Below are 26,112 nucleotides of genomic sequence, written 5' to 3' on the forward strand. Positions count from 1 at the left end.
TTTCATTTCACTTCAACCTTGCACCAAAGTGTCGGGTTCCATGTGGATGAGCTTTGGGCTGTGAAACCACGTTCCAACTTCACTTTACTTTTTGACTCTTTCATTTTAACTTTGGCTAAAGATATGCCGATGAGTGCCATAAGCAGGCTTGTCAAAGAACATGATACTCAATTATGGCGGATCATTCATTATTACGTTGATCATGCCATAGAAGCTCAAGACTTATCCCACGTGACAATGATTAGTACCGACGAAACCTCTGCTAAAAGAGGTCACCAGTATGTGACCATCTTCATGGACCCTAAAGGAAAGAATGTCATCCACGTTACAAAAGGGAAAGATTCAAGTACTTGGTTAGAGTGTAAAAAACACTTGGAATCTCATGGAGGCAAGGCTGAAAATGTGACGCAAGTCTGTATGGACATGTCTCCTGCCTTTATCAAAGGGGCCACAGACCAGTTCCCAGATGCGGCTATTACCTTTGACAAATTCCATATCATTCAAGCTGTAAACAAGGCTGTAGACAAGGTACAGAGAGAAGAGCGTAAAAGCTGTTCAGACCTTAAAAATACACGTTATATCTGGCTGAAAAATGAACAAAATTTAACACCCAAACAAAAAGAAACACTAGACCGCTTAAAAGATTGCGAACTCGATACGACAAAGGCATACCGGATGAAACTAACCTTGCAGGAGATTTATCGTTACCCAGGAGTAATCGCCGAGATGGCATTAAAAGACTGGATCCAATGGGGCCTACGTTGCCGTTTAGAACCTATGGTAGAAGTGACTAAAATGATTAAAAGCCATTATGCAGGAATCGTCCAGTGGTTTAAGTCCAAGCTAACTAACGGACTATTAGAAGGGACAAATAGTTTATTTCAGGCAGCGAAGAGAAAAGCTCGTGGGTATCGTTCGGATAAGAATATGATCGCCATGATCTACCTACTTGCAGGAAAACTGGATTTCGCATTCAAATAAAAAGAATGAGTAACAGTGCGGAGCCATACTTCGCTCACAACTGAACTCATTCCCTTGTCCGGTTTTTAGGTTTTGAGAAAAAGAGAGTTGGATTTTCTCTATATAATCACTGTAAATGACGAGGAGCCATTTTTTTACTAAGGGGTATCTTCACTTTTAAAAAAAGCTGAACGCTCCAAAGAACGTTCAGCTTTTTCGACTTAATATACAGAGGTATTCTCTTTTGAAATGCTTTCAAGATTCTTTTTAATGCTTTGCAAGAATTTACCGCAAATTAATCCGTCTAGTACACGATGATCTAATGATAGACAAAGGTTGACCATATCACGAACAGCAATCATACCATGGTCCATGACAACCGGTCGTTTCACAATAGATTCTACTTGCAGAATCGCCGCTTGTGGGTAATTAATAATGCCCATTGACTGAACAGAACCAAATGACCCTGTATTATTTACGGTGAAAGTTCCTCCTTGCATTTCATCCGACTTCAATGTTCCTGCTCGCACTTTTCCAGCTAGCTCGGCGATTTCGCGTCCGATGCCTTTAATGGTTTTTTCATCCGCGTTTTTAATAACAGGAACAAATAAAGCATCATCCGTAGCTACGGCAATGGAAATGTTAATATCTTTCTTCTGAATAATCTTATCTCCAGCCCACATGGAGTTGATTTGTGGGTATTCTTTTAATGCTTGCGCAACAGCTTTTACGAAGAATGCAAAATAGGTTAAGTTGAAACCTTCACGTGATTTAAATTCCGTTTTTAAAGAATCTCGATACGCTACTAGATTAGTCACATCAACTTCCATCATTGTCCAAGCATGTGGAGCTTCGTGCTTACTTCTGAGCATATTAGCAGCGATCGCTTTACGAACACCTGATACTGGAATTTCAATATCACCTGGCGCAATCGGAACACTTGGCGCAGGTGGTTTAGCCGCTTGAACTGCAGGTGCTGCAGGAACGGATGGTTTGATCACTTCTTCTTTAACAGGCTCCACAACTGGGTTCCCGCTTGCTGTTGGAATCGAACCTGTTTCAATCAGTTTTTGTAAGTCTTTACGAGTAATACGACCTTCTTTGCCGCTTCCCTCTACTAACGCTAAGTCAATATCATGCTCTTGGGAAAGCTTCAATACCGCTGGAGAATAGCGAGCTTTTCCTTTCGCTTGCTTTTTCGGTGCTTTGATTTGTGTTGCACTCGACGAAGTTGCGACTGTTACCGTTTTTTCTTCGGACTTTTCTTTAGAAGGTTCAGATACTCCACCTTCAACTTCAACTGTACAGATCACTTCACCAACAGCAAGAGTATCGCCTTCTTCAGCAATCAGCTCTGCCATTATTCCAGTAAATGAGGATGGTACCTCAGCATTTACTTTATCTGTCATTACTTCTGCAATGGGATCATATTTGTTTATTGTATCCCCTGGAGATACTAACCATTTACTAATGGTACCTTCGGTTACACTTTCTCCAAGTTGGGGCATTGTAATTTTTTCAATAGCCAACAGGGAACCCTCCTAACACATTTTTCTCTTTAATATTCAGCTAATTCTCGAATCGCTTTTTCTACTTTATCTGGATTAACCATGAAATACTTTTCCATTGTCGGAGCATACGGCATTGCAGGAATATCTGGACCTGCTAAACGCTGTATAGGCGCATCTAAATCAAATAAGCAGTTTTCAGCGATAATGGCGGCAACTTCACCCATGATGCTTCCTTCTTTGTTGTCTTCAGTTAGCAAAAGAACTTTCCCGGTTTTTGAAGCCGCTTCCATAATAGCTTCTTTATCTAAAGGATAAATCGTTCTCAAATCTAAAATGTGTGTGTCAATGCCATCTTGTGCTAAACGTTCAGCAGCTTGAAGAGCAAAATGGACACATAGACCGTATGTAATTACGGTTACGTCTTCGCCTTCACGTTTCACGTCCGCTTTACCAATTGGAAGAGTGTAATCCTCGTCAGGAACTTCTCCTTTAATTAAACGATAGGCACGTTTATGTTCAAAGAAAAGAACTGGATCTTCATCACGTACCGCCGCTTTTAGCAATCCTTTCACATCATAAGGCGTAGACGGCATGACGATTTTTAATCCTGGCTGATTCGCAAAAACTGCCTCAACCGACTGTGAATGATACAGAGCACCATGAACTCCACCACCATATGGCGCACGAATAACCATTGGACAAGTCCAATCATTATTTGAACGATAACGAATGCGAGATGCTTCCGAAATAATTTGGTTCACCGCTGGCATAATAAAATCTGCGAACTGCATCTCCGCGATTGGGCGCATACCGTACATCGCAGCTCCAATTCCTACACCCGCAATTGCTGATTCTGCTAGAGGGGTATCTAATACACGATCTTCACCGAATTGGTCGTATAATCCGTGGGTGGCTTTAAATACGCCCCCTTTTTGTCCTACATCTTCACCTAGAACGAACACTTTTTCATCTCGTTCCATTTCTTCACGAATGGCCATTGTTACTGCATCGATATAAGATATAACTGCCATACCTTTGTTCCTCCTTACTTCTCTTCAGCGTATACGAACTGCATTGCACTCTCTGGAGTTGCATATGCTGCATTTTCAGCATAGTCCGTTGCTTCGTTTACTTGTTTCATTATGCGATCATTAATTTCTTTTTCAAGCACATCGTCCATTACGCCAACTTCTTTTAAGTAAGCTCCGAACGTGATAATTGGATCATTCGTTTTAGCTTTAGCAACTTCATCAGGCGATCGATAACTACGATCATCGTCATCTGATGAGTGTGGTGTTAGACGATATGAAACAGTTTCAATTAATGTTGGACCTTCTCCGTTACGTCCACGATTTGCCGCTTCTTTTACTGCTTTGTAAACTTCCAGAGGATCATTTCCATCAATCGTACAACCCGGCATACCATAGCCAATTGCTCGATCTGAGACATTTTTACACGCCAACTGCTTTTCTATCGGCACAGAAATCGCATATTTATTGTTTTCACACATGAAAATAACCGGCAGTTTGTGCACACCCGCAAAGTTTGCTCCCTCGTGAAAATCTCCTTGGTTGGAAGACCCTTCTCCAAATGTGACAAAAGTAACCAAATCTTTCTTCTCCATTTTCCCAGCAAGGGCAATTCCAACTGCGTGAGGAACTTGTGTTGTTACAGGAGAAGATCCCGTCACTATATTATTTTTCTTTTGGCCAAAGTGACCTGGCATTTGACGGCCACCTGAATTTGGATCTTCTGCTTTTGCAAATCCTGAAAGCATTATGTCTCTTGGTGTCATCCCAAAGGTTAGGACCACACCCATATCACGGTAATATGGTAGAACATAATCTTTTTCTTTATCTAGGGCAAAAGATGCTCCCACTTGAGCCGCTTCTTGACCTTGACAAGAAATAACAAATGGAATCTTTCCTGAACGATTTAACAGCCACATGCGTTCGTCGATTCGACGAGCAAGAAGCATCATTTCATACATTTCAATTACTTTTTCATCACTTAAACCAAGTGATTGGTGACGATTTTCAGTCATACTGAAACCTCCTACTCTTTATGTAGAAGAGCGAATATGCTCTTCGAAATGATTATGAATGTATTGCTTTTCCATCTACTGCTAAGGCTGCTTCTCCAATCGCTTCACTCAACGTTGGATGAGGATGGATTGTTTGCCCTATTTCCCACGGGGTTGCATCTAATACACGGGCAAGACCTGCTTCTGAAATCATATCCGTTACGTGTGGACCGATCATATGAACTCCCAGAATATCATTGGTCTCCTCATCTGCAATAATCTTAACAAACCCATCTGACTCGCCGAAAACGAGTGCTTTCCCAATGGCACGGAAAGAGAATTTCCCAATTTTAACTTTATGTCCTTTTTCTTCTGCCTCTCTCTGAGTGTATCCTACGCTAGCCATTTCTGGGGCACTATAAATACATTTAGAGACAAGAGAATAATCAATGTGATCTGGTGTTTGGTTGGCAATGTGTTCTACTGCATGGATCCCTTCATGAGAGGCAACATGAGCAAGTTGTAATCCACCAATTACATCTCCAATAGCGTATATATGTGATTCTTTTGTTTGATAGTAATCGTTTACAGAAACAAATCCTTTATCAACGACAATATCAGTATTTTCCAATCCGATGCCTTCTGTATTAGCTTGCCTGCCGACAGACACTAAAATTTTATCGGCTGTAAAGGATTTTTGTTCTCCTTTATGCTCAGCAGAAATCGTCACATTCTGTTCTCCTTTATGCAAGGTATCAGGCAACACCTTTGCACTCGTCAAAACCGTCAGTCCTTTTTTCTTCAGGATACGCTGCATCTCTTTTGAAATTTCGTGATCTTCCGTTGGAACAATGCGGTCGGCATATTCTAAAACGGTTACATCAACACCAAAGTCAGACAGCATGGAAGCCCATTCGATCCCAATAACTCCTCCGCCGACAATAATGATTGATTTTGGTAGTTCTTCTAAATCAAGCGCCTCATCAGAAGATAGGACGAATTCTCCGTCAATCTCTAATCCAGGTAATGAACGAGGACGAGAACCCGTTGCAACGATGACATTTTTAGGAATCAGCATCGCATTATCTTCTCCATTATTCATTTCAACCGAGATTGTCCCGGGCATTGGTGAAAAAATGGATGGACCAAGAATACGACCTAGTCCCTCATACACATCTATTTTTCCTTGTTTCATTAAATGCTGGACACCTTTATGAAGTTGATCAATAATGCCCTGTTTTCGTTCTTGAACTTTTGGGAAATTTAACGAAACTCCGTTTAGCTCAACACCAAATTCATCACTTCGTTTTGCCGTTGCGTACACTTCTGCACTACGTAAAAGTGCTTTACTTGGTATGCAACCTTTATGAAGACATGTACCTCCTAATTTTCCTTTTTCAACAATCGCTGTTTTCAAACCTAATTGGGATGCTCGGATGGCTGATACATAGCCACCTGTGCCTCCCCCTAGAACAACAAGATCATATTCTTCAGCCAAGGTTATTCCTCCTCTATTGAATCCTCACTTTCGACGCTTCAAAGTCAGGGTAATTTTTTTCTTTTTCTTCCCCTGTAAGAACACGGATAGCTCCTTCAGCTAAGGCTTGGAGCTCATTTTCACCAGGTTGAATGATAACATCCGCAATCCAACTTATTCGGTTCGAGATATTTTTCACAAATTCTTTTCCATATGCTAGTCCTCCGGTTAAAATAATAGCATCTACTTTACCGGCAAGAACAGCACTTGCAGAACCAATTTCTTTAGCAATTTGGTAACTCATCGCATCGTATACAAGGGTGGCTTGTTCTTCGCCATTTTCAATCATTTTTTCAACCTTGATGGCGTCGTTTGTACCGAGATACCCTACAAGTCCACCTTGACCAACAAGCTTCTTCATAATCTCATCACGGTAATGCTCTCCTGAGAAGCAGAGATCGACTAAATCACCTGCTGGGACGGTACCTGCTCTTTCAGGACTAAAAGGCCCATCTCCGTGCAAGCCATTATTTACATCAATCACTCTTCCCTCTTTGTGAACACCGACTGTAATACCACCGCCCATATGGGTAACAATCAAGTTTAATTCTTGATAAGGCTTGCCGATTTCTTTTGCTACTCTTCTCGCTACGGCTTTTTGATTTAGAGCGTGAAAAATGCTTTTTCGTTCTATTAGTGAAAAACCAGAAATTCTTGCGATTGGATTTAATTCGTCCACGACTACAGGATCAACAATAAAAGCTGGGATATTTAGGCCTGTAGCAATTTCATAAGCAAGAATCCCCCCTAAATTTGAAGCATGTTGTCCTGAGAATCCTTCACGTAAATCCTTTAACATCGCGTCATTTACTGAATACGTTCCACCTTCAATTGGACGAAGAAGCCCCCCTCTTCCACAAATGGCACTTAATTTTGAAATGTTCATTCCTTCTTCATCAAGTGTTTCAAGAATGGTATTTTTCCGGAATTCATATTGATCGATGATGTTTTCAAATGTGCTGATCACAGCAGTATCATGACGAAGCGTTTTTTCTAGAATCGGTACGTCGTTTTCAAATACCCCTATTTTCGTTGATGTTGATCCCGGATTAATAACCAGTATTCGATGATCTTGTTCTTGCAATGTTGTAACCTCCAATAATCACAGCTCTTTTTATGAGCTTCTTCCTTAATTAATATGGCTCTTTTCGTATACATTGTTGCTCTTGACACAAAGAAAAAACAGGCAGTAGGGTTTTTTCGATTGATTTCTTCTTTTTTATCTAGAAATGAAGAATTTTTCATTAGGAAAAGAGCACGAAATCATACAAGTCAAGGCATTCCTTTTTATTCGAAAAGCCACAATCTTTGCGAAAACAGCCATTAATATAAAAAGGTGAAACGCCTTGCTGCACGCAAAGCGCTCATACCTAACTTTTAACGGTGACTTAAAATATGATGTCCATTCTGTAGGAATTGACTTCTTGAACGACGCATTTTATCAATGCGTTCTTCTGCCATTCTGTCAGCAGCTTTATAAGTTGGAATCCCATCACGTTTAGCGATTTCAAAAACACGCTCGACATTATTATAAATTTGTTCTACTTTTTTCATCGCTCGTTCGCGGTTATAACCATACAGTTCATCTGCTACGTTAATAACCCCTCCTGCGTTGATGACATAATCAGGGGTGTACACAAGTCCCATTTCATGAATAGTATCTCCATGACGAGTTTCTTTCAATTGATTATTAGCAGCTCCAGCGATAACTTTTGCTTTTAGTTGTGGAATGGTTTCATCGTTAATAACAGCTCCAAGTGCACAAGGGGCAAAAATATCACAATCTACACCATAAATATCATTTGGTTCTACAGCAACAGCGTCAAATTTTTCAACAGCACGCTGTACTGCTTCTTTATTGATATCCGTTACAATTAAATGGGCTCCTTCTTCATGGAGATGCTCACATAAAGTAAAGGCTACATTTCCAACACCTTGAACAGCAATGGTTAATCCCTCTAATGAATCATGCCCAAAAGCCTCTTTTGCAGCAGCCTTCATTCCTCTGTAAACACCATACGCCGTTACTGGAGAAGGGTTTCCAGAAGAACCAAATGCTGGCGAGATTCCTGTTACATAATTAGTTTCTTCATGAATCAAATCCATATCAGCAACTGTCGTCCCAACATCTTCTGCCGTAATGTATCGGCCATTTAGTCCTTGAATATAGCGACCGAAGGCACGGAACATTTCTTCATTCTTGTCTTGTCGTGGGTCTCCGATAATTACCGTTTTCCCCCCACCAAGATTTAGACCGGCCGCAGCATTTTTATAAGTCATTCCTTTGGCCAATCGTAATGCATCTTCAATCGCTGCATCTTCAGACTCATAAGTCCACATGCGTGTCCCACCTAGTGCTGGTCCTAATGTAGTATCATGAATGGCGATAATAGCTTTCAAACCAGATTCTTCATCTTGACAAAAAACCAGTTGCTCGTAGTCGTATTTCTCCATATAAGTGAAAATTTTCATAATTAATATCCTCCCCGTAGTTGGTTACTCTGAGTTATTTTTATTGAGCTGAGCATATAGCAAGTGCTAGAGAATGTAATTTACTTTCCGAACTATCTGCTCGGGAAGTAAGTACAATAGGTACTTTTGCTCCAGCAATCACTGCACCCACTTTTGCTTGAGCAAAATAGACCAGCGACTTATAGAGTGCGTTGCCTGTATCAATGTTTGGTACAAGCAAAATATCTGCCTGCCCCGCCACTTCACCACTTATGCCTTTGTGTTTAGCAGCTTCCATTGATATCGCATTATCCAATGCCAATGGACCATCGATCAGACAATCCTTAATTTGTCCGCGACGATTCATCTGCGTAAGAGCCGCTGCATCTAGGGTCGCCTCCATTGCTGGATTGATTACTTCAACCGCTGCAATTGGCGCAACCTTTGGCATATGAATACCGATTGATTTAACTATATTTACAGAATTTTGTACAATTTGTGCCTTCTGCTCTAATGTTGGCTGAATGTTCATGGCTGCATCGGTTAAAATCACTAACCGGTTCATTCCAGGAACTTCAAACACTGCTACATGAGAGAGCACATTCCCTGTTCTTAATCCGAATTCTTTATTCAAAACAGCTTTTAGGATAACAGCTGTAGCTACATTCCCTTTCATTAAGGCATTTGCCTCATTGGTTTTGACCGCTTTAACGGCTTGTTCTGCAGCCACTTTCGGAGAAGAAACATGCTTCAACGTAATGTCCTCATGCTTTAATAAATGAGGGACATTCTCATTGATCAACGTCTTCATTTCATCTTTATGACCGAAAAGAATGAATTTCGCTAAATTTAATTCTAGTGCCATCGACACTGCTTCCAGAACTTCTTTATCCGCTGCTGAAGCGACAGCTACAGTCGCAGAGGAAATCTGGCTCGCTCGCTCGATTAGGCTTTGTAATTTCATTTTCGATATCAACCCTTTCAACGAAATAGTATGTAAGTACACTTCTCAGCTTACCGACTATACACCTGTGTCAATTCCGTATTTTTCTAATTTGTAATAAAGATTTCGAACGGATATTTTTAGGGCTTTAGCGGTGGCAGTTTTGTTGCCATGATGTTTAGAAAGTGTAGATGAAATAATATCCCGTTCAAACTGTTCTACAAGTTGAGTTAAATCCTGTTGTTTGAGATTCTCTTGTTTACTCATCGAGTCATCTTCTGTGAAACCGGGCAACTGTTTCGCTCCTATTTGTAGATCAGTTTGAGCCATAAAAATCATCGCAGAACTAATGACATTCTCCAACTCCCTCAAATTACCTGGCCAGTCATGAGAGTGGATTTTGACTAAGGCCTCTTCGGTTATACCTTCTATTTGGCGACCGTAATCAACATTTATTTTCTCGATGATATGTTTACAAAGGCTCGGAAGATCTTCTTTTCGTTTTCGAATTGGCGGAATTTGAATCGGCATTCGATTTAACAAATAATACAAATCCTCCCTAAATCTTCCGGATCCAATTGCCTTTTCTAAATTCATATTGGTTGCTGCTATCACCCGAACATTAATAGGCATTGGCGCAGAGGATCCAATTGGAAAAAATTCCTTGTCTTGTAAAACACGTAATAGTTTTGATTGAATGTTAAGTGGTAGCTCGCCGATATCATCTAAAAAAATACTTCCATTATGTGCTTCTTCAAAGAGGCCTTTTTTTCTATTTCTATTGTACCCATCTTTCGATTCTTCTACTTGTCCAAACAGCTCACTTTCTATTTGTTCAAACGGAATCGATGACATTTGTACACGTACGAATTTATTATATTTACGCTTACTTGCATTATGAATAGCGTGAGCAAACAGCTCCTTGCCTGTTCCAATTTCCCCCCTAAGAAGTACTGGAGCTGGAGTCTTACTTCCGAGCTTAGCTTGTTCAACGGCTAATGTTAATTCTTCTGACTCGCCAATAATGTCTTCAAATGTGTATCGAGCTTCTAACGTTCGAATTATCCGCCGTGCTCGATCCAAGTCCCTAGTAAGTGATTGAATTTCAGACATATCATGAATGACACCTACGCTACCCTTTAATTGTCCATTGACAATTATCGGAGCGACGTTAACGACTACTTCTTTTTCATTCGGTCCTACTCGTAATCTTGTACCTCTAATTGCTCTTCTTGTTTGAAGAACCTTTAGGTGAATGCTTTCTCCCTCGGAAATATCCGTGGTAGCAGGTTTTCCAATCACTTCTTCTTCAGGTAAACCTGTAATTCGAGTATAAGCAGGATTTATAAGAAGTCCTCGACCATCTTCATCTACGACCGAAATGGCGTCATCACTGGATTGAATAATTGCAGAAAGCATTGTCCGAATTTCTTTTAAATTAGTAATTTCCTCAGCCAAATGAAGCACATCGGTTTTTTCTTTAAAAACTGAAAAAGCACCTATTACATTTTCACGATCATCCATTAAGGGGATTCGACTTGTAATAATCTTCTTTCCATTTGATAATACTAGCTCTTGATTGGTTTCGGACCTTCTCGATTCAAATATTCTGAGCAAACGACTTTCTGGCAAGATTTCCATGATCGTTCTACCGAGTGCTTTTTGCCTAGGTGAATCGGTAATTTTTTCTGCGCTAGCATTGAATAGAATAATTTCACCGCTTGAATTGATTCCAATCATGCCTTCATCTGTTGAATTAAAAATCAACTCTCTCATCTTGGAATCAGATTTCAATTGTTCAATTAGCGCTTCTTTTTCTTCTAATAATGTAGCGATCAAATAAGCAACACTACCTGGAATTAATACGGTGTTCCTGCCTCGTATTTCACGAATCTCTTCGAATACCTTTACGTCATTTGTTACTTCAATAACAATATCAATTTCATCTGTTAAGAATTCCCTCCAGTTTTGACCGTAAGGGATATGATGCTTTTTGGCAAACTGAATACCGAGGGATTGTTCATTTAAGTCGACCACTCCACAAACTTGTAAAACCGTCGACTCTGCCAAAATTTTCAGTACGGCAAGTCCCCCGTTTCCACCTCCAACCACTAAAACTCTCTGCAAGATAATTCCACCTCTTTAGGTCAATGCCTGCAAATTACTTCACACTCTTCCTTTATTGTATATGAAAGCCTTTTCCTTGACAAATATTTTCTTTCGTTTATGCTGATTTCTGTATAAAGCTTGGAGGAGAATGCTGAAATGACACGAATAATGGCCTTAGTTATTATGCTTATACCTGGATTTCTTGCTGCGCTCGGTATTAAATGGATGAGAGATGTACTTTTCGGTCTATTACAAGACCCTTTCCCTTATTTATGGTTGCAGTTTTTAGTTGGTTTTTTATTTTTCATTATTGGGCTAGGATTTGTAGCTGGATTTATTTTTTATCGTGATCGAAAGCGAAATAAGGTTCAACCTAAGTTTCAGAGAAATCAAAAAAAGCCCAACAAGGATTGAATTCCTGTTAGGCTTTTTTATATTGTTGAGCAAGTTCCTTCGCTTTTTTCGGATAATCAGTAATGATGGCTGAGCAATTCAACTCAAATAATTGTTTCATCTCTTTCTCCCTATTGACCGTATAAGGCCTTACCTCGATTCCCGCTTCCATGGCAGCTCTAATAATTTTGGGCGGAGCAGCTCTTAGCTTCGGATGTATCCCTTTTGCTTGAATCGATTTTGCATACACCCAGGGCATATATAAACCCATATTATACAGAGGAGCAATTTCAACAGAAGGATCTAAAGAGTAACATTTCACGATCGAGTAATGATTAAAAGATGAAAGTATGATCCGATCTTGAAGGGAATACTCTTTAATAAGCTCAATGACTTTTTCTTCTAAATAAGGATAGGGGATTACTCCGTTTTTTAATTCTATATTGCATATAAGCGAATTACCCTTTAACCAATCTAACACTTCTTTTAGGGAGGGGATACTAGCATCCATTCTCTTGAATTTGTAGTTTGCTTGTAGTTTAGACAAGTCCAGAAAAGAATACTCCTGCACGCAACCGGCTCCGTTCGTTGTTCGCTGCAATGTTTCATCATGAATCACAACTACTTCTCCTTCCTTCGAAAGTTGAACGTCCAGCTCTATGCCGTCTGCCCCAGCATCTAAAGCCGCTTGAAAGGCTACCATTGTATTCTCAGGGTAGTCACCAGCCGCACCACGGTGTGCAAAGATTAGAGTCAACAAGATCACTCCTTATTCATAATTCATTTGTCCATTCCATAAATAATATTTCCCAATCATTCCTTCGTGTAAGTGTTTAACGGAGTTTTTCATTTCAAGCTCAACATTTGAAAAGGTTCGCTTCGTGATCTCAATCAAACCTTCAGATTTTGTATCTAACCAATTTATCATCGCTAATCGTTTTTCATCGATTTCTGCTAATTCTTTCAAATCCATTTCTAGGCTTTCTTCTAAATGTTCCAGTTGGATTCGCTGACGATCATTAAGCTCAAGAAGTGAAGAGTGAAGAGTACTCAGCACTTTTCGCTTTCTTTCTATTTCAATTAAGTATTGCTTATATCTTGAAAGGATATTTTTCACCTCATATTCGAGTTGAATGGAATCAAATCCAGATACCTTGAGTTGTGTTCTTCTCTCCATTCGATTACCAACTACCGCTACCGTTATCATCCCATGTGCTTCGGCAACCCCACCGATGAGCTGACCTCTTCTCTTATCTAAGAAGATGTTATTGCTTTTTATTTCACACCCTTTTGCATAGGTGCCAATATGAACATCCCCATCAGCATAAATTCTACATTCATTCGCGTGTTTTACATATACATTTTTTCCAGCATCGATACTGGTCTCCTGATGACCAAAAATCCCCCCTTTAATGAAAATACTACCGTATAGAGAAGTAATGTTATCACAACTACTTACTCCCATCTCACCTTGTATATAAATATCCTTCGAGGCCTTGACACTAAACCTCGATTGGATTATACCTTTGATGGTGATATTTCCTTCAAATTCAATATTCCCTGTTTCTACACCAACATCGCCATCAATTACTAGATGGTCTCCGATAGAAATTTTCCCACTTGTAAATTCGACAATCCCTTCTCTTTTTGCTCTAAGGACTGTTTTATCTTTCTCATCTGAAACGGTCACGGAAATCTTATCATAGGAAAGACTACGATCTTTCCCCGATTTTGCTTGAATTGAATCACCAGTCACTGTTTTACCAGGTGTACCTGGTTGTGGTGGTATTCTCTCACCAATCCATTCCCCTTTTTTCACCTCTACAAGAAAATTCATATCATAGTAATTCGCCTGACCATCTTCACGAATGGTTGGTTTTCGTTCCGACCTTTCAATATAGATTAACTCTGCATGATTACCATCAGTTGGGGGAACGCCTTCAGCGATTGTAAAAAACTTTCCTGCGATGAGATTTGAATGAAGAACTTCTTCCTTGATGCCATAAATCACGGCAGTTTCTTTTAAAGCTTCTTTTATTTCATTCATATACTTATCATAATCTCGTTCAAGCTCTTCAACCGTGCAATTAATTTTTACGTCAGCCTTCATTTCATCTTTTGAAATCAAGCATTCAATGATATTTTTAGTTTTCCCAACTAATATATTCTGTTCCCCTTTTTCAAGAGCGTTCTTTAAAGCAGTAAACTCAGTAATTAATATTCTTGGATGCTCACGAAGTAACTCATTAAATTTCCTAATGGGAAATCCTTTTTTAAAGGTATTGATAAAAATATCACCTTCATGAGTATTCATAGAAAAAAAATCATTGTATATAATTTCCATCTTCTCACTCACCTATTCCTTTTATCCTACTTTCTAGTATAAGAAAAAAAAGAATATTTCGATAGTATATATAGCAAAACTATTATGAACTTTTCGATTAATATTATTAAAACAATAATATTTCAAAAATGAATTTCTCCACTTTTGCTATCCATTCTTATTTGCAATTACCCATTCGCTCCCCTTTCAAAAATGCATTCAAAGCACTTTAATCGGTCATCCCAGAATAAATCTTATGAACACATTGACTTAAACTCAGACGACAGCCAAATGAGGAATGCATTAAGACTTTAAGTTTGTTAAGTAGGTTTTAACATCGATTAAAACGCGTTATATTTTTTTTTCGACAAAAGAGGCCCTCCTCATCAAACGATGTGGAAGGCCTTCGGTTGTTTATTGTTACTCACTCTCTCAAGAAGCACGATGCTCCAGTCGTAGTTTGTCTGCGACCATCGCAATAAATTCTGAATTCGTCGGTTTGGCTTTGGTCATGCTTACCGTGTATCCAAATAGAGAAGATATGGATTCAATATTCCCTCGACTCCATGCAACTTCAATTGCGTGGCGTATCGCTCTTTCTACTCGTGAAGCAGTCGTATTGTATTTTTTAGCAATATCAGGATATAAAACCTTCGTAATCGACCCTAAAAGTTCGATATCATTGTATACCATAGAAATCGCTTCGCGTAAATAAAGGTATCCCTTAATATGAGCTGGTACCCCAATCTCGTGAATAATACTTGTAATACTTGCATCTAAATTTCTAGTTTTTGGTTCCGAACGAGAAGTACTAGACGTTTTTTTCACTAAAGGATTGACCTTTCCACTTACTTGACGAATATGACCGACTAAGTTTTCCATATCAAATGGCTTCAGAATAAAATAAGATGCACCTAAATCTACTGCTTTCTTAGTTACATCCTCTTGACCAAAAGCAGTTAACATAATGACATTTGGAATACTTGCTTTTTGCTTTTCTCTCAAACGTTCTAGAACAGCTAGTCCGTCCAAATGAGGCATAATAATATCTAATAAAAGGACATCTGGTTCTATATCTTCAAGCAAATCGAGACACTCTTGACCATTGAAGGCTACCCCAACCGCTTCCATGTCGTCTTGTGCAGAAATGTATTCGTCTAATAATGATACAAGCTCACGGTTATCATCCACTATTGCAACTTTCACATTTTTCATTGCTAGTTCCTCCCAGTGTCCATTTTCTTGTCTCTCTATATCTTATTGTAAAGTACAATTTCGACAAAGCAACATTATTTCCTTTTTATTTTTTAAAATTATCTCAAAAAGTTTATGTTTTCTAATGAATACTTCGATTTCCTTTAGTTTTCGACTTCATTCGATATTTATCGTTAGTATTGTCGAAAAATCTTTATTTTATTATACCACAAAAAACTTTGGATCAAGAAAAGCGGAAGTGGCTGTCCTGCGGCGGCAGGCATCTGGCAGAACACGTAGTGAATCCTGATTCACGCAGTGGACTGACAAATGCCCGAGTCCCTAGCCACTGCAGCTAGATCACGAAATGCGGAAGTGGCTGTCCTGCAAATCTCGCTTCACAGAGAAAGTATAAATATATGTAGTTGACCATTGTCCGTCCCCAAACTACCTCCTCTCAAAGTAAGAGGCTATTGAATCGAAATAAAACATTCGCTAGCGCAAGAAAAAACAAGCGAAGTTTCCGCTTGTTTTAACTAGCTTGTTTTTGTTTTTTGTATATATCAATTCCAGCTTCATTTAGCATCCACTCTATATGAACTCCGTATCCACTTGTTGGATCGTTAACAAACACATGAGTGACGGCACCAACCACTTTTCCATTTTGGATAATAGGACTTCCGCTCATTCCCTGAACAATACCACCTGTCTTTTCTAACAATTTCGAATCGGTAATTTTTATTACCATCCCCTTAGTAGCAGGAAATTTTTGAGGGATAGAACTGACGATTTCAATATCGTAAAGTTCTACTTGATCGCCATCTACAACTGTCAATATTTGTGCAGGACCTTCTTTGACTTGATGAGAAAGCGAAATTGGCATTGGCTTCGTTAAGAGGCCATTATTGATATCCTGGTTTAATTTTCCGAAAATTCCAAACGGACTATTTGTATGAATGTCCCCAATCACTTCTCGGTCAGATGAAAATCGAGCTAGTTTCTCCCCAGGTTCTCCGTTTGTTCCTTTTTCTATCGAAGTAACCGTTGAACGAACAATTTGACCATCTTCCACAACTATCGCCTTTCTGGTATCCATATCTGATATCACATGTCCCAACGCTCCGTATTTCTTAGATACCGGATCATAAAAGGTCATAGTCCCTATCCCAGCTGCGGAGTCACGTATATAAAGCCCCAATTTATAGGTACCATCTTCTCCTTTAATAGGGGTCAGCTTTGCATCAACTTTTTCAGTGTCCCGCTGAAGGACCACGTTTAAAGGATCATCTTTTTCAGCAGCCAATTTGACTGCAGAGGCCACATCCGACAGTTTTTCGATCTTTACCCCTTCAATTTCAGTAATCAGATCCCCAACCTGTATTCCAGCTGCCTCTCCAGGGGATAGTTTTTTCCCCTCATTGTCAATGAGATGGTGACCTACGACAAGCACGCCCACACTATTAAGCTTTACACCAATGGACTGCCCTCCTGGAATCACTCTAAAATCTTTAATCACTTCAACATTCACTTTTTTTATTGGAAATCCCGCTAATTCTAACACTACTTCTTCATTGCCTACATGTTCCCCCGCAATTGACAGGGTGCTTTCTTCTTCTTCTACTCGAAGATTCGACGATGCGGTAACCGCTTTTATATTAAAGAGTTTGGAGACCTTCATTTCATCTCCCTCTTGTAGGACGATATCATTCGGAATGTTTATATACTCTGAAAAAGATTGATTCATTCCGATTAAGCATAGCGAAACAAGGAGAATTCCACCAAGCCATTTTCTTAGAGATTCCCATTTCAATTCCTTCACTCTCCTCGCTTCTATTCCACACACACTTTGAATTGGCTACAGTTATAATTTAGCCCTCAATGGCTCCAAATATAAGCGGTATAAAAAGAAAAAAGCTATCCTAATTTGGATAGCTTTTTCAGGTATTTTTAACGTTGGTTGCAATTTGAAGTAATTCCTTTGCATGTTCCCTTGTCAGATCAGTAATTTCAACTCCTGAGATCATTCGTCCAATTTCTGCAACTTTTTGATCTTCTTCAAGTTTTGTGACGGTCGTATTGGTCCGTCCTTTGGCTGTATTTTTTGAAATATGTAAATGAGAATCTGCCATAGCTGCAACTTGAGGCAAGTGAGATATACACATTACTTGGGAATATACAGATACTTGATGAATTTTTTCAGCAATCGCTTGAGCAACTCTTCCACTTACACCTGTATCCACTTCATCAAAAATAATGGATGTAATGCCTTGATGTTTTGAAAAAATTGTTTTAAGCGCAAGCATAATCCGGGACAATTCTCCTCCTGATGCAACTTTTGATAGCGGCTTTAATGGTTCTCCTGGATTTGTGGAAAGATAAAACTCCACAGTATCCATTCCATCGTTTTTAAATACCTCAATCCCTTTGTTTGTAAGAAACCGTACTTCAAATGTCGTTTTATCCATATAGAGTTCTTTTAACTGTTCTAAAATACTTTGGGTTAAAATTTTTGCTCTTTTTTTGCGGATACTGGTGACATTGTCTCCCTCTAATTTCAAATCTTTTTTGAGTGAAACTAAGTAATCATTTAATTCTACAATCCGACTTTCTCGATTCGTTATGCTCTCAATTTCCTCTTCGATACCAGCTGAATATTCTAATATTTCTTCAATTGATGTCCCATACTTTCGCTTCAAAGCATTGATTTCGTTTAATCTTGTTTCAATGAAATTCAAACGGTCTGGATCATATTCTAATTGATTTAGCTGGTTACTCACAGAACGTGCAGCATCTTCTAAAATATAAAAAGAATTCGACACACCTTCCACAATTTTTTCGAATTGGGAATCAATTTCAGCGGCCGTTTCGAGATGACTCATCGAAAGACCCACCCAATCAAGACCTTTTCCTTCCCCTTGCATGCTATCATAGCAGCTTTTCAGAGCAGCAAAAAGTCGTTCGAAATTCCCGAGTTTTTGCTTTTCTTCAGCAAGATCTTCATCTTCGTTCATCTGTAGTTCTGCTTTTTGAATCTCTTTTAACTGAAATTGGATTAAATCTAAACGATGAGCCATTTGTTGTTCATTTTCATTCAGTTTTTGAATTTGTTTGACCGTAGTTTCATACTGACGAAAGATTTCTCGATAACTCTCTAGTGCCTTTTCAATGGCTTGTCCACCAAACTGATCTAACAAGGCTAAGTGAAATCGTTCATCCATTAATTCTTGATGTTCATGTTGACCATGAATATCGACAAGGGTTGATCCTATTTCTCTAAGAGTGGCGATGGTCACAAGTTTCCCATTTACACGACATACACTTTTGCCAGAAACGGAAATTTCACGACGAAGAACCACCATGTCATCGCTTATGTCAATTCCAAATTGTTGGACTTTTTCATAGCAAGGGTGACCGCTTCTTTCTAATATGAATAAACCTTCAATTTCAGCCTTTTTCTCGCCATGACGAACAAACTCAGACGAACCGCGTCCTCCTACGAGTAAGTGAATAGCATCGATAATAATTGATTTTCCCGCACCCGTTTCACCCGATAGAACCGTTAAACCTTCGTCAAAAGATAATGATAATTGCTCTATAATGGCAAAATTCCGAATAGCTAATTCTTGTAACAATTTGCTCTCACCTCTATCTTACAACATATCTAAAAAGCGTTGCGAAATAAGCGCCGTTTCATCTTCCGAGCGACAAATGATTAAGCAGGTATCATCCCCGCATATCGTACCTAAAATCTCTTCCCAATCTAAATTATCAATTAAGGCTCCAATGGCATTAGCATTTCCAGGTAACGTTTTCATCACTAGTAAATGCCCCGCTTGATCAATTCGAACAAATGCATCAATCAAAGTTCTTTTTAACTTTTGCAACGGATTGAATCTTTGATCCGCAGGAAGGCTGTATTTATAGCGACCATCCATTAATGGTACTTTCACTAAATGCAACTCTTTAATATCCCGCGAAACCGTCGCTTGCGTCACATTAAAATCAGCATTTTTCAAAAAGTCTACAAGATCATCTTGTGTTTCAATATCATGATTGGCGATAATTTCTCGGATTTTTATATGTCTTTGTCCTTTATTCACCATCTAGTACACCCCTACCAATATTCTTATGTATATTTATACTTCTATTCTCATATTAGCGTAATTGTAAACATTTGTACAACAACTATTCATTAAGTAGATTTCTCTCCATTAAATGAGTAATATTCATCTAATAATAGAGCATGTTGCCATGAGATAAATAGAACAATCCACTCGTATTGCATTAAATTAATTTCACTATTAATAATACTCAATATGTTCAATGAAATTATTTTGTGAAAAGAAAAAGTCCTTTATAATGGATTAGTCAGGTGGTAACCCGCCCAAATCCACTAAAAAGGACAAATCGCATGGACAAGATTACACAAAAAACATCGTTTGGGCAATGGTTTTCACCGATAAATCTTTAGTTATTTGAAGAAAACGTGAAAACGATGAAATTAGATCGCTATACGAAGAAACTTACGACGGAATCATTTTTAAACTCCTTCTTTTTCGCAGCTACATGAAACAGAAAGTCTACATGCACTGAGTGATTGTCTTTTTGATGACTATCTTCAAATGGGAACAAGCCACGATTCAATCAGTGTTTCTCAGTTGTCACGACGGCTCAACAAGATCAATCCAGATATTTTTCAACGGCTATTTCTAGATTTAGTCGTTCAAATTCAAATGAAAACGAATGATTCAAAAATCTCGATGCTTTTAAAAATCATTGATTCAAGTACAATGCCTCTCAATTTAACGAGTCACAGATGGGAGGAATTCCGTATGACCAAGGCGAGTGTTAAGCTTCTTTTACGCCTTGCGTTCATGGAAAAAGGAGTATATTACCCTGAAAAAGCTGTCATTACCCTGCGAAAGAACATGACCGCAGCCAGCTAGAAGTCATGGTAGACGATAAAGAATGTATGTACGTTTTTGACCGTGGCTACACTTGGATTACGAACGTTTGACCCGATGACTGATGGCGGCTATTTCTTCCTCTCACGATTACGTAATAACGCAGTGATTCGTGTACTTGAAGATTTTAGACTACCAGACCATTCTGATGTACGATCGGATCAAATGGTTTTGATTGGCACAGCGCAAAATCGCGCTGAAAATATTTTTCACTTACTAAAAGTGATCGATTCAAAAGGAAATGAACTACACCTAATTACCAACCGTATTGACTTAAGTGCCGAAGAAATCTCTGACATGTACAAATCACGATGGGCGATTGAGCTATTTTTCAAATGGATCAAACAACATTTGAACATCAAAAAATTCTACGGTCAAAGTGAATGGGCGATTCATAATCAAGTATTCATCGCACTTATTGTGTATTGTTTGCATATGCTCGCGCAGCTTGAAACGAAAAGTAAGCGCAAAACTCTCCAAATTAACCGGTTATTAAAAGCTGCAATTTGGAAGCCCGCACGCATCTGGATTCGAAAAACTGAAGGAAAAGCTGTACCCTAACAAAAGAACTGTCGTTGTCACTAAAGTCGAATTGTGAATAAAATCCAAATGGATGAAGCCACCTTTATTGGAGTGTTTTCTTTTTTGGCTCTAATCTACAAGAATAAATAGATTGAATTTTCTGTAAGTATTTACGCAACACTTGTGATAGAAGAACAACTAAGTATAAGAATAGAGCCGTAAAAAAGAAGAGGAAGTTACTCCTCTTCTTTTCTGATTTTTAATTCCGCGTGAGCTTCCTCTACGACTGCGTCTATCGTTTTTGTAAGGCGAAGGTCACCCGTTTCTTTGTCGCCTGTCCAAAATAAATGTACTAAAAACTCAATATTGCCTTCTCCACCTTTAATTGGAGAGTAGGATAGACCTACTACATCATACCCTTCCTTTAGTGAAAAACGGATGATTTTTTCGATCACTTCATTGTGAATTTTCGGTTCTCTGACGATTCCTTTTTTACCGACTTGATCTTTACCTGCTTCAAATTGGGGTTTGATAAGTGCAATGACATCTCCACTAGAAGAAAGAAGTGTTTTTAATACCGGTAATATTAAGGTTAATGAAATAAACGAAACATCGATTGAGGCGATTTGCGGGACTCCCGATTCTAAATCCTCTGGTTTCACGTAACGAAAATTTGTTCTTTCCATTACGATAACTCGTTCATCTTGTCTTAGTTTCCACGCAAGCTGGTTATACCCAACATCGAGTGCATAGGATCTTGTTGCGCCGTTTTGAAGTGCGCAATCGGTGAAGCCTCCTGTTGAAGAACCAATGTCTAAAAGAATCTTGTTTTCAACGTTTACATCAAACACCTCAAGAGCTTTTTCAAGCTTGTAACCCCCACGACTCACATAAGGCATCACATTGCCTTTAATCGTCAGGTCAATATCTTCCTTTACCTTTTCGCCTGGCTTATCAAGTCTTTCTTCTTTGCTATATACTAATCCAGCCATTACGGCCCGCTTGGCTTTTTCTCTTGTTTCCATCAAGCCTCTTTCAACTAGAAGCACATCTACTCGTTGTTTTTTAACTTTCATGCCTACGCCCTTTTTTGTTTATTTGGTGAAATAGATACAACTTTATCTATTACGCTCTCTTTCGTTAAACCTATCTCTTGAAGAAGTTCTTTCACACTACCATGCTCAATGAATCGATCGGGGATTCCCATACGAGCAATTTTACTTTTATGATAACCTTGTTCTTGAGCATACTCAAGAATAGCAGTCCCAAAACCACCTTGAAGGACCGCTTCTTCAATGGTTAAAATTGGCATTTCATCATTGAAAATAGAGGCTAATATCTCGGCGTCTAACGGCTTAATGAACCGTGTGTTGACTACTTTCACAGATATTCCTTTCTTCTCAAGTTCTTCTGCTGCTTGCAGGGCCATCGAAATAGTTGTTCCAAAGGTTAATATAGCCGTATCAGAGCCTTCTCTTAAAATTTCCCAAGAGCCAATTGGAATTTCCTTTAACTCCTCATCCATCTTTACACCATAGCCATTTCCACGTGGAAAACGCATGGCAATCGGACCGCTGTTATAGGCAAGAGCTGTATTCACTAGATGCTGACCCTCATTTTCATCTTTAGGCATCATAATGACCATATTCGGTAAATGGCGTAAAAAGGCAATATCAAATACACCTTGATGTGTTTCTCCATCAGCACCAACTAATCCAGCTCGATCGATTCCAATAAATACATTTAGATTTTGGCGACAAATGTCGTGAACCACTTGATCATACGCTCGTTGTAAAAAAGTTGAATAGATAGCTAAAAATGGTTTCATATTTTGGGTAGCAAGTCCGGCTGCCATTGTTGCTGCATGCTGTTCTGCAATGCCGACATCATACATTCTTTCAGGGAATTCTTTAGCAAAATCCGTTAATTTTGATCCGACTGGCATCGCAGGAGTAATCGCAACAATACGGTTATCCTTACGAGCTAATTTTTGCACTGTACTTGAGACGAGGCCACTCCAGCTCGGTGCGGAAGTTACTGGTTTAATTAAATCACCCGAGTCTATCTTGTAAGCCCCAGTACCATGCCATGTACCAGTCTTATCCGATTCTGCTGGATGGAACCCTTTCCCTTTCTTGGTAATAACGTGAAGCAAGACGGGTCCTTTTGTTTTCTTTGCATATTGAATATTTTCTTGTAATTGGTGAAAATCATGTCCATCTACAGGTCCTAAATACGTAAATCCTAACTCTTCAAAAAATACACCTGAAACCAATAAATATTTAAGACTATCTTTAATTTTTTCAGCTGTTTGAGCTAATTTCCCGCCCACTGCAGGAACTTTTTTAAGCAAATACTCTAATTCATCTTTTGCCCAGTGGTATTTACCAGCGGTACGAAGACGACCTAGAACGTTATGAAGCGCGCCGACATTTGGGGCGATTGACATTTCATTATCATTTAACACGACGATCATATCTTTTTGTTCGTGACCAATATGATTTAAAGCTTCGAGTGCCATTCCGCCCGTCAAGGCTCCATCCCCTATAACGGGAATGACAAAGGAATTTGTTTTCTTAATATCACGTGCTACAGCCATACCCATGGCCCCTGAAAGGGAAGTAGAACTATGACCGGTTTCCCAAACATCATGTTCACTTTCAATCATTTTTGGAAACCCACATAATCCTTGATATTGACGTAATGTGTCAAACTGACCAGCTCGACCCGTCAATATTTTATGTACGTAGGATTGATGACCAACGTCCCATAATATTTTGTCTTGAGGGCTATTAAAATGCTGATGAAGAGCAAGAGTTAGTTCTACCACGCCAAGATTAGGGCCGATATGACCACCAGTTTCAGACAGTTTTTCAATTAAAAAATCTCTGATTTCTTGACTTAATGACTCTAATTGTTCAATTGACATTCCTTTTAAAAAGGAAGGGTCTTTTATAGACGTTAGATCCATATGGACCACTCACTTTCATGACGAAGTATTTTTTCGGGTTTTTCCGCGATTTTTCTTCTTTTTATCTTTCATTATAACGATATGAAAATTTTCCTCAAGGAATTGGAGTACTTTTCCTACTTGAAAGATAATTTCTCGTGAAAATTTTATAGCAACCGTCTTTCCAAATGCCTTTCCTCCAACTGTCAATGCAGCAATAATACTCGTAAGAGCCACACTAATTATGTATTCTGCACGAGAGGCACCGTCAATGTCATAGGAAATTGTTAATTGAACAATGACGATTGCAGATGCCGTTCCACTAATAATTCCTGATATATCTCCAATTACATCATTGCAAAAGCTAGCAAACCGATCAGCATTTCGAACAATTCGAATGGAATGTTTCGCACCGTACACTTTTTTGGATGCCATTGAATGAAATGGTGTTTCGTCAGCTGCAGTTGCTGCGATACCTATCATATCAAAGAAAATCCCTATAAAGACAATAATCAACACAACGAATAACCCTATAAACCAGGTAACTTCATTCAATACGACACTAGAAGAAATTGAAAAAAGAGCCGCTAACACAAGTGTGATAACGGCAATGGTAATGCTCCATTTTATTGAGTTTTTCATCAATTCTTTCATATTTATCATTCACCGCTTCTATTCTATGTATAATAACAAAAAAATAATTGGATGGTCATATAAAGGATAAAAATTACGGCTTAGGTCCAGTAGGTTTTCCCAGACAGATACTAGATGTCGCCATACTAGCGGTTTCCCTTTAAATCCATCTTAGTCGTGTCACCAGCGACTAGACTGGATTACCACTTAGTCCGTACTATAATCCCCTTTATATGTCCTTTAAGGAACAGCCTAGGAGTTTTCCTCAACAGTCTTTAACCATTTCTTAGCCTCTTTTGCAAAGCCGATTTCATATGGACGAAAAAGCACATACCAATGGCCAACTAATGTGTACTCTGTTACCATAATCCCCTCTAACTTCACTCAAGGCAGGCTACGCTGCTAGTGCAGACCGTTAATTTCGATCGCACATCACAGGTCTATACAATTGTGTTTCCAATTTGCCCTTTAGCAAAGAAACAACAAAAGCCTCCGCGGTGTAAGGGTCATCGCCCACATGCCATTGCGGATCGCCCTTACACCTTACTCCCAGCTTCGACCCAAGGCTGGGCTCCTCAAGCCGAAACCAGGAACTTCATCGATGTGCCCTTTTGTGGATTTTTAGGCCCACCTTCAGGAATGAAGGACCGACTAGGATACTGCACCATCCGAAAGAATATTAGTAGTATACCATATATCAACACAATCTCTCAATAAGGAACTTAATGGTCTCTTTCTGCGATGAGGTCTACAATGTTCATAAGCAGATCAGCTTTTAATTCAGTTTGTCTTAATAAATCTTTTGCTGTTAGTGTATGGTGAGCTAATTTTTCTTTCGCTCCCGTCATTCCCAATAACCCAGGATAGGTACTTTTTTTATTGTGGTGGTCACTCCCAACGGGCTTACCAATTTTATCTACTGTTCCCTCAAGATCTAATATATCGTCTTGAATTTGAAACGCAAGACCAAGATGAAAAGCAAATTGCTCAAAAATCTCGATTATTTCGTCAGTTGCTCCCGAAATAATTGCTGCACTTACGACACTAAATGCCAAAAGCCGGCCAGTTTTATTTTGATGAATATACATGAGCTCTTCAAGCGTAAGGGACTTATTTTCCCCTTCCATGTCAGCTACTTGCCCACCGACCATTCCTTGAGGACCAGCTGACTTTGCCAAGTAATGAATCAAACGAATTTTTTCAGCGTCTCCTACCTCTGACATTTCCGCAAGAAGCTGAAAGCTCTGGGTTAGCAACCCATCCCCCGCAAGAATTGCCAGCGCTTCACCAAATACTTTATGGTTCGTCGGCTTCCCTCTTCGTAAATCATCATTATCCATGCTTGGAAGGTCATCGTGAATCAATGAATAGGTATGAATCATTTCAATTGAACACGCAGCCTTAATAGCTTTCTTTGAATCTGTTTGAAAGGCCTCAAATGTCGCTATCATGAGCAAGGGGCGAATTCTTTTTCCACCAGCTTGTAACGAATAAAGCATTGAATTTTTCAACTCATCTGGAGCATCTAATTTGTTCACCTCATGAAATAATTCCTCATGGATAAGGTCTTTCTGTTGTTTCATAAATTGCTCCAATGTA

20 protein-coding genes and 1 pseudogene are annotated in these 26,112 nt (G+C 39.1%); 3 read left to right on the forward strand and 18 right to left on the reverse strand.

The window, feature by feature from the left end:
• Positions 1–981, forward strand: a 981-nt coding sequence (locus tag U8D43_RS07805; RefSeq protein ID WP_335870623.1) for an ISL3 family transposase, incomplete at its 5' end; no start/stop codon positions are given.
• 200 nt (positions 982–1,181) lie between these two features.
• On the opposite strand, the gene U8D43_RS07810 is transcribed toward U8D43_RS07805, so the two are convergent.
• From U8D43_RS07810 to U8D43_RS07845, 8 genes are all read right to left on the reverse strand, one after another.
• A complete protein-coding gene (locus tag U8D43_RS07810) occupies positions 1,182–2,489 on the reverse strand; it encodes a dihydrolipoamide acetyltransferase family protein (protein ID WP_335870624.1) in 1,308 nt (435 codons plus the stop codon).
• A 29-nt stretch (positions 2,490–2,518) separates the two neighbouring features.
• On the reverse strand, positions 2,519–3,502 hold the full coding sequence (locus U8D43_RS07815) for an alpha-ketoacid dehydrogenase subunit beta (protein ID WP_335870625.1): 984 nt from the start codon (positions 3,500–3,502) through the stop codon (positions 2,519–2,521).
• Between the two features lie 14 nt (positions 3,503–3,516).
• Complete coding sequence (locus tag U8D43_RS07820) at positions 3,517–4,515, reverse strand: thiamine pyrophosphate-dependent dehydrogenase E1 component subunit alpha (RefSeq protein ID WP_335870626.1); 999 nt, start codon at positions 4,513–4,515, stop codon at positions 3,517–3,519.
• 52 nt (positions 4,516–4,567) lie between these two features.
• Positions 4,568–5,992, reverse strand: a complete 1,425-nt coding sequence (lpdA, locus tag U8D43_RS07825) for a dihydrolipoyl dehydrogenase (RefSeq protein ID WP_335870627.1) — start codon at positions 5,990–5,992, stop codon at positions 4,568–4,570.
• Between the two features lie 13 nt (positions 5,993–6,005).
• Positions 6,006–7,115, reverse strand: coding sequence for a butyrate kinase (buk, locus tag U8D43_RS07830; RefSeq protein ID WP_335870628.1), 1,110 nt, complete (start codon positions 7,113–7,115; stop codon positions 6,006–6,008).
• A 293-nt stretch (positions 7,116–7,408) separates the two neighbouring features.
• Positions 7,409–8,503, reverse strand: a complete 1,095-nt coding sequence (gene bcd / locus U8D43_RS07835; protein WP_335870629.1) for a branched-chain amino acid dehydrogenase — start codon at positions 8,501–8,503, stop codon at positions 7,409–7,411.
• Between the two features lie 40 nt (positions 8,504–8,543).
• The gene (gene yqiS / locus U8D43_RS07840) at positions 8,544–9,446 is read right to left on the reverse strand and encodes a phosphate butyryltransferase (RefSeq protein WP_335870630.1); all 903 of its coding nucleotides are present in this window, start codon (positions 9,444–9,446) and stop codon (positions 8,544–8,546) included.
• A gap of 57 nt (positions 9,447–9,503) precedes the next feature.
• Entirely contained in the window at positions 9,504–11,552 is a 2,049-nt protein-coding gene (locus U8D43_RS07845; protein ID WP_335870631.1) for a sigma 54-interacting transcriptional regulator, read from the reverse strand.
• A gap of 138 nt (positions 11,553–11,690) precedes the next feature.
• Between U8D43_RS07845 and U8D43_RS07850 the strand changes: the two genes are divergently transcribed.
• Positions 11,691–11,948, forward strand: coding sequence for a DUF2627 domain-containing protein (locus U8D43_RS07850; RefSeq protein ID WP_335870632.1), 258 nt, complete (start codon positions 11,691–11,693; stop codon positions 11,946–11,948).
• Positions 11,949–11,955: 7 nt separating this feature from the next.
• Here U8D43_RS07850 and U8D43_RS07855 read toward each other — a convergent pair whose 3' ends face one another.
• The 6 genes from U8D43_RS07855 to ahrC all read right to left on the reverse strand — a co-directional run bounded on the left by U8D43_RS07855 (position 11,956) and on the right by ahrC (position 19,544).
• Positions 11,956–12,684 (reverse strand): glycerophosphodiester phosphodiesterase, encoded by a 729-nt coding sequence (locus U8D43_RS07855; protein WP_335870633.1) that lies wholly within the window; start codon positions 12,682–12,684, stop codon positions 11,956–11,958.
• Between the two features lie 12 nt (positions 12,685–12,696).
• Entirely contained in the window at positions 12,697–14,271 is a 1,575-nt protein-coding gene (locus U8D43_RS07860) for a flagellar assembly protein A (protein WP_335870634.1), read from the reverse strand.
• 411 nt (positions 14,272–14,682) lie between these two features.
• On the reverse strand, positions 14,683–15,465 hold the full coding sequence (gene spo0A, locus U8D43_RS07865) for a sporulation transcription factor Spo0A (protein WP_335870635.1): 783 nt from the start codon (positions 15,463–15,465) through the stop codon (positions 14,683–14,685).
• 511 nt (positions 15,466–15,976) lie between these two features.
• Positions 15,977–17,254 carry a SpoIVB peptidase gene (spoIVB, locus tag U8D43_RS07870; protein WP_335870636.1) on the reverse strand — a complete coding sequence of 426 codons (1,278 nt, stop codon included), beginning with the start codon at positions 17,252–17,254 and terminating at the stop codon, positions 15,977–15,979.
• Between the two features lie 127 nt (positions 17,255–17,381).
• Positions 17,382–19,076, reverse strand: a complete 1,695-nt coding sequence (gene recN / locus U8D43_RS07875; protein ID WP_335870637.1) for a DNA repair protein RecN — start codon at positions 19,074–19,076, stop codon at positions 17,382–17,384.
• Between the two features lie 18 nt (positions 19,077–19,094).
• Positions 19,095–19,544 carry a transcriptional regulator AhrC/ArgR gene (gene ahrC, locus U8D43_RS07880; RefSeq protein WP_335870662.1) on the reverse strand — a complete coding sequence of 150 codons (450 nt, stop codon included), beginning with the start codon at positions 19,542–19,544 and terminating at the stop codon, positions 19,095–19,097.
• Between the two features lie 311 nt (positions 19,545–19,855).
• Here ahrC and U8D43_RS07885 point away from each other — a divergent pair.
• Positions 19,856–20,969: pseudogene (locus tag U8D43_RS07885) on the forward strand (IS4 family transposase).
• Between the two features lie 197 nt (positions 20,970–21,166).
• Here the strand turns inward: U8D43_RS07885 and U8D43_RS07890 are convergent.
• The 4 genes from U8D43_RS07890 to U8D43_RS07905 all read right to left on the reverse strand — a co-directional run bounded on the left by U8D43_RS07890 (position 21,167) and on the right by U8D43_RS07905 (position 26,096).
• Positions 21,167–22,006, reverse strand: a complete 840-nt coding sequence (locus U8D43_RS07890; RefSeq protein WP_335870638.1) for a TlyA family RNA methyltransferase — start codon at positions 22,004–22,006, stop codon at positions 21,167–21,169.
• Positions 22,007–22,008: 2 nt separating this feature from the next.
• Positions 22,009–23,901, reverse strand: coding sequence for a 1-deoxy-D-xylulose-5-phosphate synthase (dxs, locus tag U8D43_RS07895; protein ID WP_335870639.1), 1,893 nt, complete (start codon positions 23,899–23,901; stop codon positions 22,009–22,011).
• A 15-nt stretch (positions 23,902–23,916) separates the two neighbouring features.
• Positions 23,917–24,534, reverse strand: coding sequence for a hypothetical protein (locus tag U8D43_RS07900; protein ID WP_335870663.1), 618 nt, complete (start codon positions 24,532–24,534; stop codon positions 23,917–23,919).
• 701 nt (positions 24,535–25,235) lie between these two features.
• The gene (locus U8D43_RS07905) at positions 25,236–26,096 is read right to left on the reverse strand and encodes a polyprenyl synthetase family protein (protein WP_442893580.1); all 861 of its coding nucleotides are present in this window, start codon (positions 26,094–26,096) and stop codon (positions 25,236–25,238) included.
• Between the last annotated feature and the right edge of the window lie 16 nt (positions 26,097–26,112).

Source organism: Bacillus sp. 2205SS5-2 (assembly GCF_037024155.1).
Taxonomy (GTDB): Bacteria; Bacillota; Bacilli; order Bacillales; family Bacillaceae_K; genus Bacillus_CI.